The 15,301-nt window shown below is 69.0% G+C and carries 15 protein-coding genes; 7 read left to right on the forward strand and 8 right to left on the reverse strand.

Going from position 1 to position 15,301, the window contains the following annotated elements:
* Both DES41_RS15575 and DES41_RS15580 read right to left on the reverse strand, forming a co-directional pair.
* Positions 1-582, reverse strand: a 582-nt coding sequence (locus DES41_RS15575) for a ThuA domain-containing protein (protein WP_147282879.1), incomplete at its 3' end; no start/stop codon positions are given.
* A 44-nt stretch (positions 583-626) separates the two neighbouring features.
* Positions 627-1,604, reverse strand: a complete 978-nt coding sequence (locus DES41_RS15580) for a ThuA domain-containing protein (RefSeq protein ID WP_245965727.1) — start codon at positions 1,602-1,604, stop codon at positions 627-629.
* Positions 1,605-1,941: 337 nt separating this feature from the next.
* Here DES41_RS15580 and DES41_RS15585 point away from each other — a divergent pair, with 337 nt between their 5' ends.
* Positions 1,942-2,469: a PEP-CTERM sorting domain-containing protein gene (locus DES41_RS15585; protein WP_245965728.1), complete on the forward strand. Its 528-nt coding sequence runs from the start codon at positions 1,942-1,944 to the stop codon at positions 2,467-2,469.
* 77 nt (positions 2,470-2,546) lie between these two features.
* Here the strand turns inward: DES41_RS15585 and DES41_RS15590 are convergent, their stop codons facing one another.
* Positions 2,547-3,311, reverse strand: coding sequence for a PEP-CTERM sorting domain-containing protein (locus DES41_RS15590; RefSeq protein ID WP_114468589.1), 765 nt, complete (start codon positions 3,309-3,311; stop codon positions 2,547-2,549).
* 70 nt (positions 3,312-3,381) lie between these two features.
* The gene (locus DES41_RS15595) at positions 3,382-5,397 is read right to left on the reverse strand and encodes an outer membrane protein assembly factor BamB family protein (protein ID WP_245965729.1); all 2,016 of its coding nucleotides are present in this window, start codon (positions 5,395-5,397) and stop codon (positions 3,382-3,384) included.
* Positions 5,398-5,674: 277 nt separating this feature from the next.
* Here DES41_RS15595 and DES41_RS15600 point away from each other — a divergent pair, with 277 nt between their 5' ends.
* The gene (locus DES41_RS15600; protein ID WP_114468591.1) at positions 5,675-6,478 is read left to right on the forward strand and encodes an IclR family transcriptional regulator; all 804 of its coding nucleotides are present in this window, start codon (positions 5,675-5,677) and stop codon (positions 6,476-6,478) included.
* Between the two features lie 3 nt (positions 6,479-6,481).
* Here DES41_RS15600 and DES41_RS15605 read toward each other — a convergent pair whose 3' ends face one another.
* Positions 6,482-7,555 carry an adenylate/guanylate cyclase domain-containing protein gene (locus DES41_RS15605; RefSeq protein WP_114468592.1) on the reverse strand — a complete coding sequence of 358 codons (1,074 nt, stop codon included), beginning with the start codon at positions 7,553-7,555 and terminating at the stop codon, positions 6,482-6,484.
* 95 nt (positions 7,556-7,650) lie between these two features.
* Between DES41_RS15605 and DES41_RS15610 the strand changes: the two genes are divergently transcribed.
* The 5 genes from DES41_RS15610 to DES41_RS15630 all read left to right on the forward strand — a co-directional run bounded on the left by DES41_RS15610 (position 7,651) and on the right by DES41_RS15630 (position 11,211).
* On the forward strand, positions 7,651-8,421 hold the full coding sequence (locus tag DES41_RS15610) for an SDR family oxidoreductase (protein ID WP_114468593.1): 771 nt from the start codon (positions 7,651-7,653) through the stop codon (positions 8,419-8,421).
* Between the two features lie 35 nt (positions 8,422-8,456).
* Complete coding sequence (locus tag DES41_RS15615) at positions 8,457-9,365, forward strand: VOC family protein (RefSeq protein WP_114468594.1); 909 nt, start codon at positions 8,457-8,459, stop codon at positions 9,363-9,365.
* Between the two features lie 5 nt (positions 9,366-9,370).
* Positions 9,371-10,276 carry a sugar phosphate isomerase/epimerase family protein gene (locus DES41_RS15620; protein ID WP_114468997.1) on the forward strand — a complete coding sequence of 302 codons (906 nt, stop codon included), beginning with the start codon at positions 9,371-9,373 and terminating at the stop codon, positions 10,274-10,276.
* 131 nt (positions 10,277-10,407) lie between these two features.
* A complete protein-coding gene (locus DES41_RS15625) occupies positions 10,408-10,617 on the forward strand; it encodes a DUF4287 domain-containing protein (RefSeq protein WP_114468595.1) in 210 nt (69 codons plus the stop codon).
* A 48-nt stretch (positions 10,618-10,665) separates the two neighbouring features.
* Complete coding sequence (locus tag DES41_RS15630; protein WP_114468596.1) at positions 10,666-11,211, forward strand: DUF2867 domain-containing protein; 546 nt, start codon at positions 10,666-10,668, stop codon at positions 11,209-11,211.
* A gap of 57 nt (positions 11,212-11,268) precedes the next feature.
* Here the strand turns inward: DES41_RS15630 and DES41_RS15635 are convergent, their stop codons facing one another.
* The 3 genes from DES41_RS15635 to DES41_RS15645 are packed head-to-tail and all read right to left on the reverse strand — an operon-like array spanning position 11,269 to position 15,186.
* Positions 11,269-13,656, reverse strand: coding sequence for a putative bifunctional diguanylate cyclase/phosphodiesterase (locus tag DES41_RS15635; RefSeq protein WP_114468597.1), 2,388 nt, complete (start codon positions 13,654-13,656; stop codon positions 11,269-11,271).
* On the reverse strand, positions 13,653-14,261 hold the full coding sequence (locus tag DES41_RS15640) for a methylamine utilization protein (RefSeq protein WP_114468999.1): 609 nt from the start codon (positions 14,259-14,261) through the stop codon (positions 13,653-13,655). The genes DES41_RS15635 and DES41_RS15640 overlap by 4 nt, the downstream gene beginning before the upstream one ends.
* Positions 14,262-14,292: 31 nt before the next feature.
* A complete protein-coding gene (locus DES41_RS15645; RefSeq protein ID WP_114468998.1) occupies positions 14,293-15,186 on the reverse strand; it encodes a DUF4394 domain-containing protein in 894 nt (297 codons plus the stop codon).
* Positions 15,187-15,301 lie beyond the last annotated feature (115 nt).

Here is a 15,301-nt window from a genome sequence, read left to right on the forward strand (position 1 = left end):
ACCGTGGTCGTAGAAGTTGGCATTGCCCAGCAGGCCTTCGTAGTAGGGCCAGTTGTATTCGGTGCCGAACGCGTTGTGGATGCCCACGAAGCCGCCGCCGCGGCGCATGTACTGGCGCAGCGCATGGCGCGCCGCATCGAGCTGGGTGCCGCCCGCGGCAGTCTTGGCGTGGTCCCAGAGAGCGTCGCGCGTGGGGCTCGCGAAGATGATGGCCTTGTAGCCGTTCAGGCTGGTCATGCGGGCCACGTCCTCGGTCCAGTCGGCCTGGATGCCTTCGGCCGCCAGCAGGCGGATCAGGCCGTTCTGCACGGCGTTGGCCGGGGCCAGGGCCGGGTTCAGGCCGGGGCCCAGGGCCGGGCCCAGGTTGGCATGGCGCGGACCGGCCGTGCGCGAGTAGATCAGCACCTTGTTGGGCGTGCTGGCGAATGCGCCCCAGTCGTTGTAGCACTTGGGGTCGGTGCCGCGGCAGACCTTGTAGTAGGGGTCGAGGCTGCCCGGTGCGGGAGCGCCGGTCTGGGCCTGGGCGGTGCCGGCCAGGAACAAGGCGGCGGCGGCGCCGAGGGCGCGGGTGGTACGGGACATGGTGTTTCCTTGGAACGAAGAGGTGGAAGCCGGACGGGGCGCGCTCATTTGCAGAAGGGCACCAGGCCCATGGCCGACTTGATGCCGGCGACGACGTGCTTCTGGAATTCGGCGGCGCCCGGGAAGGTCGAGGTGTCCTGCGCGAAGGCGCCGGCGTCGTGGCCCAGCGTGGTCACCCAGGAACGGCCGCCGTCGTAGTACTGGCACCAGGACACGGGATGCATCTTTCCGTGGCCCGGGTGCGTGCTGCGCTTGGTGGCCAGCGAGTTGGTGTCCACCACGGCCAGGAACTTCACGTTGGTCGGGTACGGCATCAGCGTGTACCACTCGTCCTTGAACGCGAAGCTGGCCGGCAGCATCGAGGTCGAGCTGTCGTTCTTGTTGACGATGCGCACGGTGCCGTTCTGGTTGGCGCCGTGGTCGTAGAAGTTGGCATTGCCCAGCAGGCCTTCGTAGTAGGGCCAGTTGTATTCGGTGCCGAACGCGTTGTGGATGCCCACGAAGCCGCCGCCGCGGCGCATGTACTGGCGCAGCGCATGGCGTGCCGCATCGAGCTGGGTGCCGCCCGCCGCAGTCTTGGCGTGGTCCCAGAGAGCGTCGCGCGTGGGGCTCGCGAAGATGATGGCCTTGTAGCCGTTCAGGCTGGTCATGCGGGCCACGTCCTCGGTCCAGTCGGCCTGGATGCCTTCGGCCGCCAGCAGGCGGATCAGGCCGTTCTGCACGGCGTTGGCCGCCACCAGCGGCGGATTCAGGCCGGCGGCCAGCGCCGGCCCCAGGTTGGCATGGCGCGGGCCAGCCGTGCGCGAGTAGATCAACACCTTGTTGGGCGTGTTGGCGAACGCACCCCAGTCGTTGTAGCAATTGGGGTTGGTGCCACGGCAGGCGTTGTATTGGGTGTCGAGGCTGCCCGGCGCGGGCGCCCCCATCTGGGCCAGGGCCGCGGACGACAGGCCCGCGCCGGCCAGCGCCACGGCGCAGGCAAGCATGCGGCGGCCGCCACTGCCATCGATTCTTCGATGCATGGAAATAATCCTTCAGAGAATTTGAGAAAACGAAGCTGCGCCTGTCGATAGGCGAATCTTCAGCACCCGGCTGACCGCTCAGGTACCGCGCATCTGGACTGGACGAATATGCCTCCCCCTTTCGTTATTCGCCTGATTTCATCGAATCAAGGCATGTGGAATACTTTTCCAATCCTGTTGTAAAAGACTTGGATCGTCAAGAGGGGAAGCATGGAAACATCTTCCAGCATGACTCGCTAGACTCGCGTGCCACCAATTTTTTGTGTCTTGACAACGGGTTGGGACGAAGGGGGCTTTGTAGATCCAACGACTTGGAGTGTTTATGCGCTTTTCCAGAATGAAAAAGTCCGCCGTGGCGGGATTGCTCGCGGCATGTGCCGTCATGGCACAGGCGGGGGTGGTCACCAGCACCCTTGGCGATTTCAGTACCGGTGACGATGTCTGGGGCTCCTGGCCATTGAGCCTGAATGCCGGGCAATTCAGTTTCTCGACGGCCGGCAATATCCTGTCGGCCACGCTGAGCGGCACCTTCGGCAACGGTTTCTCGAGCACGACGACCGAGGTGCTGGTCTACGGCGACGGCGTGCAGGTGGCCTATTGCTCGCTGTGGGACGACTGCGCGACCAACAGCGAGGTCAGCCCGCCCACCGCCTGGAGCTACACCTTCACGGGCGCCGAACTGGCGCTGCTGCAGGATGGCGCACTGAACCTGTCCGTCAGCAAGGAGTACGACGGCTACGTGAACCTGGGGAGCCTGGTGCTGACCGTGGTGAACGATGTGCCCGAACCGGCCAGCGCCGCCCTGCTGCTGGCGGGCCTGGCCGGGCTGGGATGGTCGCGCCGCGCACGCCGCCCGCAGGCCTGAAATAGCAAGGCCCGGCGCTGCCGGGCCTGGTGCTGGAAACGGCCCCCGCGCCCGCAGGCGCGGGGGCCGTTGCGCCTTCAGGCGCGTCGGCGGCGCAGGCCCAGCAGCGTCGCCAGGCCGGCACCGAACAGGGCCAGGCTGCCCGGCTCGGGCACTTCGGCGGCCTGGGCGCTGGCTTCGGCGCTGGCCGTGCCGGTCAGGTCGTAGTAGCCGAGCTGGCCGGCCAGCAGCGCGACGTCGAAGACCCAGGTGCCGCTGGCCACTGAGGTGCCGCTCACGGCGTCGAACGAGAACAGCTCCTCGTTCAGCGAGGTGGCGGAGCTGCCGTCGTAAGCCCCGGCCATCAGCGCCATCAGGGCATGGCCGTAATCGGCCAGCGGATCGGCCGCGTCGCCCTGCACCTCGATGCGCCAGCCGATGGTGAAGGTGACGGTGCCGTCTTCGGTCAGGCTGAACACGCCGGCCTGGTTGGCGTAGGCGCGGCTGGCGTGGGAAGGCAGGTCGGCCGGTTGCAGGTCGGTGCGCGTGGCCTCCGCGCTGCCCTGCGGCGTCTGGCCGCCGGTGGCGGCCGAGGCGCTGGCGTAGGACGTGGTCGCCGCTAGGGCCCGGCTGGCCCAGTTGCTCCAGTCGTTGGAAGCGCTGTCGTAGCCCAGCGTGCCGCCGCCGGACGCGGCTTCGGTGTCCAGCCGTTGGTACTGCTCGCCCGTGGCCCAGTTCAGCGCGCCGCTGGAGACGCTGTAGCCGAAGCTGGTGGTGTCGAAACGGGCGACGGCGGCCTGGCTGGCGGTGGCGCCGAGCGTGAGGGCCAGGGCCAGGCCGAGCGAGGTGATGCGGTGGGTCAAGTCATGTCTCCGGTGGTTTCGAAAGAGAAGACTGCGCCGCCCCCGGGCGGCGCAGCGGGGCGGGTGGCGCTCAGTAGACGACGACCTTGCCGGTCGAGCGCGGGTCGGTGCAGTCGTTGTAGAAGTACTCGCCGCGTTCGCTGAACGTGTACTGGAACGACTGGCCCGGTGCCAGCGGGCCGGCATTGAACAGGCCTTCGAAGAACTGCGTGGCGCAGTGCTGCTTGGCATTGGTGGCCGGGTTGTGGAAGGTCACCGTGGTGCCCACCGGCACGCGCAGGTGCTGCGGCGCCATCGCGTTCACGCCACCGGCTTCCGCCCCACCGACCTGGCCACCGGTCCACTGCCGCGCCAGGTTGACGGTGTTGTTGACCGTGCTGCCTTCGACCGCCGCCGCGTTGATCGGCCGGCGGATGACGGGCTTGGTCGGCTCGGCCGCCTGCGGCACGGTGCCGCCCACCTTGAAGGCCCACAGGTGGTCGCCGCGCTGGGCCGAGTCGCCGTAGGGGATGCCGGTGCCGCCGGCGTAGATGGCCATGTACTGCTCGCCGTTGACCTCGTAGGTGATCGGGCTGGCGCTGATCGCCGCACCGGTCTGGAAGCGCCACAGCTCGCGGCCGTTGAGCGCGTCCATGCCGAGGAGGTTGCCGTCGGGCTGGCCGATGAACAGCAGGTCGGAGGCGGTGGTCAGGATGCCGTTGCCGTGGGCCAGCGAATACGGCATGTCCTTCTTCCAGCGGATCTTGTTGCTCGCCGGATCGATGGCGACGATGCCGCCCGTCATCTCGGTGCCCAGCGGGCGCAGGCCGTTGCTGGACTCGGTCAGCGAGTGCGCCGAACTCACGTAGCCGAAGCCGGTGTAGACCAGCTTGGTGCTGTGGCTGAAGGACACATGGCTCCAGTCGCCGCCGCCGCCCTGGCCGGGGATGGACAGGACCGGTTCGTCCCAGTGCGCAGAGTAGAGGCAGCCGCGCTTGAAGTTGGGCACGGCGCGCGCCGGGCCGCTGTCGGTCACGCACAGCGGCGTCCAGGCGTCGCCGCGCGGATAGGGCTGCGTGGGCCAGGTGTTCTGGCGCGCGTCCTGCGGCACGGGCTTCTCGTCGATGCCCACGAGCGGCGTGCCGTCGGTGCGGTCCAGGATGTACCACATGGCCGTCTTGCTGCCGTAGATCACGGCCTTGCGCGGCTTGCCCTTGACGGTCACGTCCGCCAACACGGGCGCGTTGACGTTGTCCATGTCCCAGATGTCGTGGTGCACGGACTGGAAGTGCCACTTGTAGGCGCCGGTCTTGGCGTCGGTGGCGACGATGGAATTGGCGAACAGGTTCTGGCCCGGGCGCTGCGAGCCGTCCTGCGAGGAGCCGCCGCGCGCGTTGCCGAAGGTCCAGTAGACGAGGTTGAGCTCGGGGTCCACGGCCGGGTGGATCCACGGCGTGGCGCCGCTCTGCGGGCCGCCGCCCCAGGTGTCGTAGCCGAACTCGCCGGGGCCGGGGATGCCGAAGAAGTACCACTTGAGCTCGCCGGTGCCGGCATCGACGGCCAGCGCGGCACCGCGGGTGCCGTCGTTCGTGCCCAGGTAGAGCATGCCGTCGTGGTAGACCACGCCGACCTTGGCCACGTTGCCGTAGCCGTTGATGACCTTTTCCCAGACCACCTGGCCGGTGTCCTTGTTCAGCGCCACCACGGTGTTGCCGGTGGCGATGGTGTAGACCATGCCCTGGCCGATGGCCGGGCCGCGCCGCGTGATGGTGCCCTTGCCCGGGTAGACCCACTTGGTCTGGCCGGTCACGCCGTCGACCGCATGCAGCTTGCCCAGCGCCGATTCGATGTAGATCACGCCGTCCTTGACGATGGTCGTGCTCTGGTTGGTGCCGGTGGTGATGCCGCCTTCGATCTCGTTGAGCCAGATGGCGCCGAGCTGCTTGACGTTGGCCTTGTTGATCTGGCGCAGCGCCGAGTAGTTCTGGTTGCCCAGGTTGCCGCCGACCTTCTCCACGTCGCGCGTGGTGGCCGTGCAGCAGCCGGGGGACTGGCTTGCGGGCTGGGCCAGGGCCGGCGGCGCGGCGGCCAGGACGCCGAGCGTCATCATCAGGGAAGGTAAGAGCGCAAGGCGCATGCAGGTCTCCGGTGGTTGTGAAAATGGCGGCAGCGGCGGCGCCCCTGCAAAGGGGGCACCGGCTCTGGGTCGCGCGAGAGCACCGACCCAGATTCAGAAACTATTTCCATGTGGAATAGATTTCCATATTACGTGCCACCCTGGCTTTGCCACCTGGGGTAAACCTGTACGCAGATCGGCCGAATGCGCGGGTGGACGTGGGGCTTGACGGCGGGAGCCGGTCCGGCTTCGGGTGACAATCCCGGCCATGAGCAGCCCCCTGGAACGTTCCCTGTCCGTCCTTGAGTACCTGGCCGCGCGCCCGGAAGGCAAGGCCTTGTCGGCCGTCGCGCAGGACCTGGAACTGCCGCTGTCGGCCTGCCACCGGGTGCTGACCGAGCTGGTGCGCTGCGGCTATGTGCGCCAGATGCGCGACCACGGCGACTACGCGCTCACCACCAAGCTGGCCGCCCTGGGCTTGTCCTATCTCGGCGGCTCGGGCATCGTCGACATCGCCCAGCCCATCATCGACCGGCTGGCCGACGTGTCGGGCGAACTGGTGCGCCTGGCCATCGTCGATGGCGACCGGCTGACCTTCGTGGCCAAGGCGCAGGGCGCGCGATTCGGCCTGCGCTACGACCCGGACATGGGCATCGACCTGCGCCTGTCGTGCAGCGCCGGCGGCCATGCCTGGCTCATGACGCTCTCCGAGGAGCGCGCGCTGGAGCTCGTCGTCAGGCAGGGCTTCGGCGAGCCGGCGGCCTACGGCCCGCGCGCCCCCACCACCTGGAAGGCGCTGGAGCAGGTGCTGCAGGAAGACCGCGCGCGCGGCTTCTCGCTGATCGAAGAGGTCTACGCGCCCGGCATGAACGCCATGGGAGCGCCGGTGCAGCGGCGCGGCGAGGACACCATCGGCGTGATCACCATCGCCGGCCCGGCGATCCGGCTCACCGCGGCGCGCATGCAGGAATTGGGCGCGCCCCTGAACCAGGCGGCTGGCGAGCTGGCCATGGCCAGCACCGCCTCGCCGATCTTCGTGCGGCAGGCCGCCGCGCGCCAGGCGCCGGCCTGAACCCTAGGGCCGGCCGAGTTCTACGATGCCGTCGACGAACTCCTTGATCGACTGCTGGGCCTTGACCTCGATGGCCGTGAACTCCACCGGGTAGCCGTACTGCCCGTCGGCCTGCGGCACCACGCGCAGCACCTTGGCGTAGATCTCGGTCAGCTCGCGGCCCATCATCGACAGCGAGAGCGCGAAGCAGATGTCGTCGAAGGCCTGCAGTGCCACAGCGCTGCGCACGAACATGCCGCCGTAGCTGAGGTCGGTGATGCGGCCGTCGAGCGTGCGCGTTCCCACCGCCTTGCCCTTGAGCCGGCGGAACACGAGCGGCATGTCGACCTCCACCCGCGGGCTGTTGCGGATCTCGCGCTTGGGCGCCACCAGCCGGTGCGGGCGCTGCGTGGCCTGCAGCTCGTACATGCGCACGGTCTCGCGCTTGCCCTTGACGCTGACCTCGTTGACATCGCCCGTCTCGATGAAGCCCTGCGCCTGTTGCCAGGTGGCCTCGGACAGCAGGATCTGCCCGCGCAGGCTGTGCGCCTCGATGCGCGAGGCCAGGTTGACCTGGTCGCCGATGACCGTGTACTCGCTGTGCAGGCGCGAGCCGAGCTGCCCGGCCACGACTTCGCCGGTGTTGATGCCGATGCCCATGAACCAGGGCGCCATGCCGCGGGCGCGGTTGTCGGCGTTGATCTCGTCCATCGCGATCTGCATCTCGATGGCGCAGGCGATGGCCGAGACGATGTCTTCCTCCAGCGCCTCGGGCGCGCCGAACAGCACCATGATCGCGTCGCCCATGAACTTGTCGATGGACCCGCCCCAGCGCAGGATGATGTCGGTCATGCGCGCGAGATAGCGGTTCAGCGCCTCGACCATGGCCAGCGCGGAATGCTGCTCCGCCAGCGCCGTGAAGCCGCGCAGGTCGGACAGCAGGATGGTCACGCGCCGCAGGTCGGCCGCGGCATCGGCATGCTCCACGCTGTCGATCACGTCGGCGATGCGCGCGTGTGCGTCCGGCTGCTGCAGGGCACCTGTCTCGGCCAGGGCCAGCAGGCGCTCGGCAAGCTGCTGGCGGTGGATCTGTTTCATGCTGGAGGGGGTGTGGCGGTGTCGCCAAAGTGGCGACGGGCGAGTGTAGGCTCGCTAAGCTGCAGCGCTTTCCCCTACACCGAGCGAGACATTCCATGCAGACCCAAGACCTGTTCTCCCTGGCCGGCCGCACCGCCCTCGTCACTGGCGGCTCGCGCGGCATCGGCCGCATGATCGCCGAGGGCTTCCTCGCGCAGGGCGCGCGCGTCTACATCTCGGCGCGCAAGGGCGAGGCCTGCACCCAGGCCGCGCACGAGATGGCCGCGCTGGGCCACTGCATCGCGCTGCCGGCCGACGTGTCCAGCGTGGCAGGCGCGCGCGCGCTGGCCGATGCCTTCGTGGCGCTGGAGCCGCGGCTGGACATCCTCGTCAACAACGCCGGCGCGGCCTGGGGCGAGCCCTTCGACGATTTTCCCGAGGCCGGCTGGGACAAGGTCGTCAACCTCAACCTCAAGGCGCCCTTCTTCCTGACCCAGGCCCTGGCCGCGCCGCTGCGGCTGGCGGCCCAGAGCCGGCCGGCCAAGGTCATCAACATCGCCTCCATCGACGGCCAGGGCGTGAACCCGCTGGAGACGTACTCCTACGCCGCCAGCAAGGCCGGCCTCATCCACCTCACCAAGCGCATGGCCTTGCGGCTGATCGAGGACAACATCGTCGTCAGCGCCATCGCCCCGGGCGCCTTCGCCTCGGAGATGAACCGCGCCGCGCGCGACCAGGGCGAGGAAGTGGCCCGGCGCATCCCGGCCAAGCGCATCGGCCAGCCCGAGGACATGGCGGCCGCTGCCATCTACCTGGCCTCGCGCGCAGGCGACTATGTGGTCGGCACCACACTCACCGTGGATGGCGGCGTGCTGCTCGTGCGCTGAACAGAATTTGGGGCTGGCTGGCGCAGAATGTGCGCATGAGTGATCTGCTGCTGAATACCCCCGATCCGCGCGAGCCCCTGCAGGCTTCGTTCAGCGACGCCGCCAACCCGCTGGGCCTGGACGGCATCGAGTTCATCGAGTACGCCACCTCCAAGCCCCAGGCGCTGGGCCAGGTGCTGGAGATGATGGGTTTCCGCCCCATCGCGCGGCACCGTTCGCGCGAGATCCTGCTGTACCGCCAGGGCGGGCTCAACATCGTCGTCAACGCGCACGCTGCCGACGCGCCCGGGGCCAGCCAGGAGGTGCCGACGATCTCCGCCGTCGCGCTGCGCGCGCGCGATGCGCGGGCCGCGTACCGCTACGTGCTGGAGCGCGGTGCCTGGGCCGTGCCCACGCACGCCGAGGTCATGGAGCTGAACATCCCGGCCATCCACGGCGCGGGCGGCAGCCGCATCTACTTCGTCGACCGCTACAAGGAGTTCTCGATCTACGACGTGGACTTCGTGCCGATCCCCTCTGTCGAGCAGCAGCCGGCACCGACGGCCGGCATCCACTTCTTCGGCGTGGTGCAGTACATCGGCCCGGGCCGCAGCAACGACTGGATCGAGTTCTACCGCGAGCTGTTCGGCACCGAGCTGATCCCCGACGACCTGCGCTTCGGCATCATGCCCAAGGGCACCTTGCTGCGCACGCCGGCGCTGGACGCGACGCAGCGCTTCATGCTGCAGCTGGTCGAGCCCGAGCCGCATGTGCTGGACACCGGCGAGAAGCTGCAGCGCATCGGCCTGGGCGTGCCCGACGTGCTGGCCGCCGTGCAGGCGCTGCGTGCGCTGGGCGTGGAGTTCGTCGAGACGGCAGCCGCCCACACCGAACGGCGGGGGGCCATCACCAAGACCTACCTGGGTTCGGTGGTGTTCGAACTCGTCCACAGCGGCGGGGAGTGACCAGCATGCGGCTGCACACCGAGGGCAACTTCGAAGGCTTCGGCATGGACACGATCACGCTGGCCGGGCCGCTGGAGGCCAAGCTGGCCGCCATGCGCGGCGCCGGCTTCACGCAGGTCATGCTCAAGGCCAACGACCTGGTCGGCCACCCGGGCGGGCTCGACGCTGCCGTCCAGGCAGTGAAGGACAGCGGCCTGCGCGGCACGGGCTTCCAGGTGCTGCGCGATTTCGAGGGCCTGTCGGGCCACCTGCACCACTACAAGGTGGACATCGCCAAGAGCATGCTGGAGATGTGCGCCGCGCTGGGCTGCACGGTGCTGCTGGCCTGCTCGTCGACCTCGCGCCACGCCACGCAGGATCTGGATGCGATCGCGCGCGACCTGCGCAAGCTGGCCATGCTGGCCGTGCCGCTGGGCATCAGGATCGCCTACGAAGGCCTGTCGTGGGGCCACACGGTCAACGAGTTCACGACCGCCTGGGACGTGGTCTGCCGCGCCGACTGCCCCAACCTGGGCGTGGGCATCGACTCCTTCCACGTGCTGGCGGCCAAGACCCCGCTTTCGGAGATCGACTACCTCGACCCGAGCAAGATCTTCCTCGTGCAACTGGCCGATTTCCTGTGGCAGGACACGCCGACCTTCGAGGAACGCATGGCCACGGCGCGCACCATGCGCGTGTTCCCTGGCGAAGGCGTGCACAGCGAGCAGGTCGTCGAACTCGTGCTGCGGCTGGACAAGCTGGGCTACCGCGGCGACTACAGTTTCGAGGTCTTCAACGACGACTTCCTCAACCTGCCGCTACCCACGGTGGCGGAACGGGCGCGCAAGTCGGCGCTGTGGCTGGCCGAGGATGTGCTCAAGCGCTCGGTGCCGCTGCCGGGGCAGATGCGCTTGAAGGCGATGGTGGGGTGACGCACGCGCGTCGGTGACCGGCGCGCACAACGCATTCGTTTGTCGAAATCGCTCCTCTCGATCGTCGTCAGAACGGCGCTCTCATCCGCGCGCCTCTACCCGCAGCGCAGAAACGACCGAAAGGATTCGACATGGCAGCCCCGGAAGCAACACAAGGCCCGGCCTCCTACTTCCCTTCCATCGAGAAGAAGTACGGCAAGCCCATCGCCCACTGGATGCAGGTCATCCAGCAGGCGGGCGCCCTCAAGCACATGGAGCTGGTCAACCGGCTCAAGACCGAATACCAGCTGGGGCACGGCCATGCCAATGCCCTGGTCGCCTGGTATCTCGCCAGGCAATAGCCAGCACCATGCCTGGTCCCATGGCCATGCCGCACCATCCGCCCACACATGCCCCCTGAATTCACGCCCGTCACGGCCGTGGCGCTCCCTGCGCAGTCGCGCATCGCCAACGCCTATGCGTCGGTCAACCTGGCCGATGCGTTCTCGATCCGGCTGCCTCCGAACGCATCCGGCGACCCTGAGGTGTTGGCCCGCTTCATCTTCTCGCACCAGGCACCCTGGGTGGGCCGTCTCATGCGGGTGCGAGACGCGCTGGTGGCGGGCTTCGGCCTCAAGACGGGCAAACATCTCGCTGCGCTGGGCGGCAGCGCCAGCCGGAGCCGGGTGGGCATCTTCAAGGTGTACAGCACCAGTGCATCGGAAATCGTGCTGGGAGAGGACGACCAGCACCTGGACTTCAGGGTGTCGGTGCTGTGCACGGGCGAGCCGGCATCGGAAGGCGGGCGTCAGCTCGTCGTTTCCACCGTGGTGCATTGCCACGACCGTCTGGGCCGGGCCTACATTCTTTTGATCGCGCCGTTCCACCGGCAGGTCGTCCGGTCCAGCCTGCGCAGCGCGGCACGCAAGGGATGGCCGCAGGCCACGGGCGCGTGAAACGGCTTGGCTGTCGCTGCCACCGGCGCCGACGGCGTGGCCGGCCCGAGCTGCCCACTAGCTCAGCAGCGACCCGTGCGCCGTGTGCGTCAGCACCTCGCCCTGGTGCCAGCGCTGGGCCCAGTGCAGGAAGTCCGCGGACGGCATCGGCTTGCTCATGAAGTAGCCCTGCCCCTCGTCGCAGTTCAGTGCACGCAGCTGGCGCCAGATGAGCGCGTTCTCCACGCCTTCGGCCACCACCGTCAAGCCCAGGTTGTGGGCCAGGTCCACGGTCGACCGCACGATCTTGGCGTCGTCCTCGTCCTTCTCCATGTTCATGACGAAGGACTTGTCGATCTTCAGTTCGTCCACCGGCAGGCGCTTGAGGTAGGCCAGCGACGAATAGCCGGTGCCGAAGTCGTCGATGGAGAGCTTGAAGCCACGGTCGGACAGGCGCTGCAGCACGGCCTGGGCGCGCTGCGGGTCGTCCATGATGGCGCTCTCGGTGATCTCCAGGCAGAAGCCGGTGGCCGGCACGCCGTGGCGATCGAGGATGGCGTCCAGCCGCGCCGGGAACTCCAGGTCGAGCAGGTCGCGCGTGGAGAGGTTCACGGCAATGCGCAGCGTGCCTGCGCCGATCTGCGCCAGCAGGCCGGCGGCAGCATCGAACACCCACAGCGTGAGTTGGCTCACGAAGCCGGTCTGCTCCGCGAACGGGATGAAGTCCAGCGGCGGCACCAGTCCGCGCTCGGGATGCTGCCAGCGCACCAGGGCCTCGGCCGCGACCACGGCGGAATCCGCCAGCCGCAGCTTGGGCTGCATGAACAGGCGCAGTTCGTTGCGTTCGACGGCGCGGCGCAACTCGCTGAGCAGCGACAGGGTCTGCACGCTGCCGGCGTCCAGCCCGGCGTCGTAGAGCTGCACGGTGGTGGTCTTGGACTTGGCCGCGTACATGGCGACCTCGGCGCGCGAGAGCAGCGTGTCGGTGTCGGCGGCATGCTCGGGCCAGCAGGCGATGCCCAGGCCGGCGGAGATGTCCACCGTCTGCTCGCCCAGCGCCAGCGGCTGCTCGAAGCCCTTGGCAATGCGCTGGGCCACCTGCTGCGCGATGGCCGCGCCGCTGTCGGCCAGCAGCACGGCGAATTCGTCACCCCCCAGGCGCGCCACCATGTCGCTGCTGCGCAGGCCCTGCTCGGTCAGGCGCGTCGCCACGGCCTTGAGCAGCTGGTCGCCCAAGGCGTAACCCATCACGTCGTTGACATGCTTGAAGCGGTCCAGGTCCAGCATCAGCACGGAGAGGCTGCGCGGCGGGGTCTCGCCGCGGCGGCGCGCGATCTCCTCTTCCACCGCCTCGCGAAAGCGCGCGCGGTTGGGCAGGCCGGTCAGCCGGTCCCAGTACGCCAGGTGGCGGATCTCGGCCTGCTGGGCGGCGATGTCCACGCGCATGGTGTCGAAGGCACGCGCCAGGCCGCCAATCTCGTCGGCGCGCTCGGTGTGCTGCAGCGGCTGGTCGTAGCGGCCCCGGCCGAGTTCGCCCGCGGCCGACACCAGCGCGCGCAGCGGCGTGGTCACGCGGCGTGCGGTCACCACGCTGCCAGCGCCGAACAGCAGCACGCCCAGCGCCGTGATCCAGGCCAGCGCCACCTGGGCCTGGCGGAAGGGCGCCACCACCTCGTTCACCGAGCGCAGCAGAACGGTGTAGACGGCGGTGTCGGCGCTGGTGTCGAGCGCAACCCCGCGCGCCAGCAGCATGTCGTCGTCCACCGGCAGCTCGGCAGGCTGGCCGCCGGCTTGCTGCAGGGCCTGCAACGCGCGCGGCGCCAGCGTGGTGGCCAGCACGCGGGGCGGCTGGCCGGGCGAGCGGCCGAACAGGGCCAGCTGCACGTCCGACAGCGCACGCATGTCTTCCAGAAGGCTCTGGTTCAGCGGGAAACCCATCAGCACCCAGCCCACGACGAGCGGCGCGCGCATGGGCACCAGCACGAACTGGAAGGCCTCGCCGCCCACCAGTGCGATGCGGTAGGCGTTCGGGTCCTCGGCCAGCGCGCGCAGGGGGCTGGCCAGCACCGAATGCAGCGCGGCGGCGTTCTGGCCTTCCGCGACGGCCCGCAGCTGCAGCTGCGTGTCCAGCAGCGCGGTGGCGGTGGCCCCGATGCGCGCGCCGTGGTTCTCCAGTGCCGAGGCGATGGTGTCCAGGTCGGCGCTGCCGACGGCGGCCCGAAAGCCGTAGTCGGCGGCCAGCAGCGAGGCGCCCTGGTTGAGCTTCTGCGCGTTCTGCTCCAGCAGGCGCAGCCACACGCGCTCGCCCACGCGCAATTCCTGCGCGACCTGGCGGCGCGCGCTCTGGTCGATGGCGATGCGCACCACGCTGAACACCGCCGCCTGGACCACCAGCAGGAGCACCAGCGACAGCAGCACGATGCGGGACGACAAGCCGCCCGGCAGCGACCAGGCCCGCCAGTTCATGGTGTCACGCCGGCGAGCTTGAACACGGTGGCCTGGTCGTTCGGGTTGACGGTGAAAGCCTGGTCGGCCGCCGGCGCGCCCACGGCCAGGCCGGGGTGCCACACGCGCAGGCGGTAGCTGCCGGCCGGCACGTTGGCCAGCGACACCTGGCCGCCGGCGGCGCTGCGGCCGAAGTGAGGGGTCTCGACGATCACCACCCACGCGGCCATCTGGTCGTGGATGTTGCAGCCCAGCACCGCGATGCCGGGCTTGTCGAACACCACCGGACTGGCCGGCGTGCCGATGTACAGCTTGAGCTCGAAGGTCTTGACGGGAGAGAACGAGTAGACCTGGTGGCGCACCGTGTCCTGGTTGGGGAACGTGACGGAACTGCCCACCGTCACCACCGTCACCGCGGGCTCGAAGCGCTTGGCGCGCTGCGCGATCTCGGCGCCGGCCACCGGCTTGGCCTGCGCACGCGCCTCGCGCGATTCAAGGAAGACCACGGCGTCGGCAAGCGGCTTGCCCGCCGTGTCCTGCACCGTGACCTGGACGGTGCCGGCCGCCGCACCGCAGGCCAAGGTGGCGGCCGCCAGGCCAGCCAGCCAACCAGGTACCGAACGCATCGTGCGCATGAACACCCCGAGCGCGCGCAGCTCAGGGCTCGATGGCCATGCCCAGCAGCGGGCCGCCATCGGCCACCGTGCCGACGAAGCGCGCACGCCCGGTGTCCAGGTCGACCTGGTAGAGCTTGGTCTTGGTGTCGCTGGGCGTACGCAGCGCCGCGAAGGCGGCGTTCGACACGTCGGCGATGTCCAGCGTGGCGTCGGCCAGCTCACCCAGCCCCAGCGGACCCACGGTGCGCAGCTGGCCGGTGTTGGGCGAGACCACCGGCGTCGTGCCTTCCTTGGAGCCCTGCATCACCAGCACGCCCAGGCGGCGGTCGATGGCGTAGTTGGTGGTGATCTTCTCGTCCTGCTTGTTGTAGGTGTAGCCGGCCGCCACGAGGGCCGGTGCCTTTCCCGCGTTCACGTCGCCGGCCACGTAGGCGAGGGTGCCGTCGGGTTGCACGCCGTCCAGGTTGGGGTTGCCGTCGACCACGGCACCGGTCTCCGGGTGCAGGCGCAGGTTCTGGCCGCCCTCGCCCACCACACGGATGCGGTCCGCAGACGGATTGAAGTCGAAACCGAACAGCGGGCCGGCCAGCGGCAGCACCGCCGGCGACGCGCCGACCTGCGCCAGCGCGCCGGTGCTGGTGTTCAGGGTGTACAGCCGGCCCTGGCGCGACAGCGCGAACAGCACGCCGCGCGAGACGCGGTAGTCGATGCCGACCAGCGCATCGCCGGCGGCCACGCCGGTGACCGGCTTGCGGCTCAGCACACGCTGCGGCTGGCCGGCGTTGAAGCTGATGAGTTCGTTGCCCGCGGTGACGGCGAACACGTTCTCCTTGCGCAACGCACCAACCGGCTCCGGCATGCTGGCGCAGCCCATCAGGACGGTCGCCCCCGCGGCGGCAAGGCCCAGGCGAAGGCAGGGAAACGGGAAGGACATGGCGCGCTCCAATGATTTGTCTCTATCTTGACCGGATTATTCTCAAGATATAGGCAGAACGGCGCAACAATTTGGCAGCACCCGCAGGCGCCGTCCCGGTATTGCACGCACCGTC

The sequence above is a fragment of the Pseudorhodoferax soli genome (assembly GCF_003337555.1).
Classification (GTDB): Bacteria; Pseudomonadota; Gammaproteobacteria; order Burkholderiales; family Burkholderiaceae_C; genus Pseudorhodoferax; species Pseudorhodoferax soli.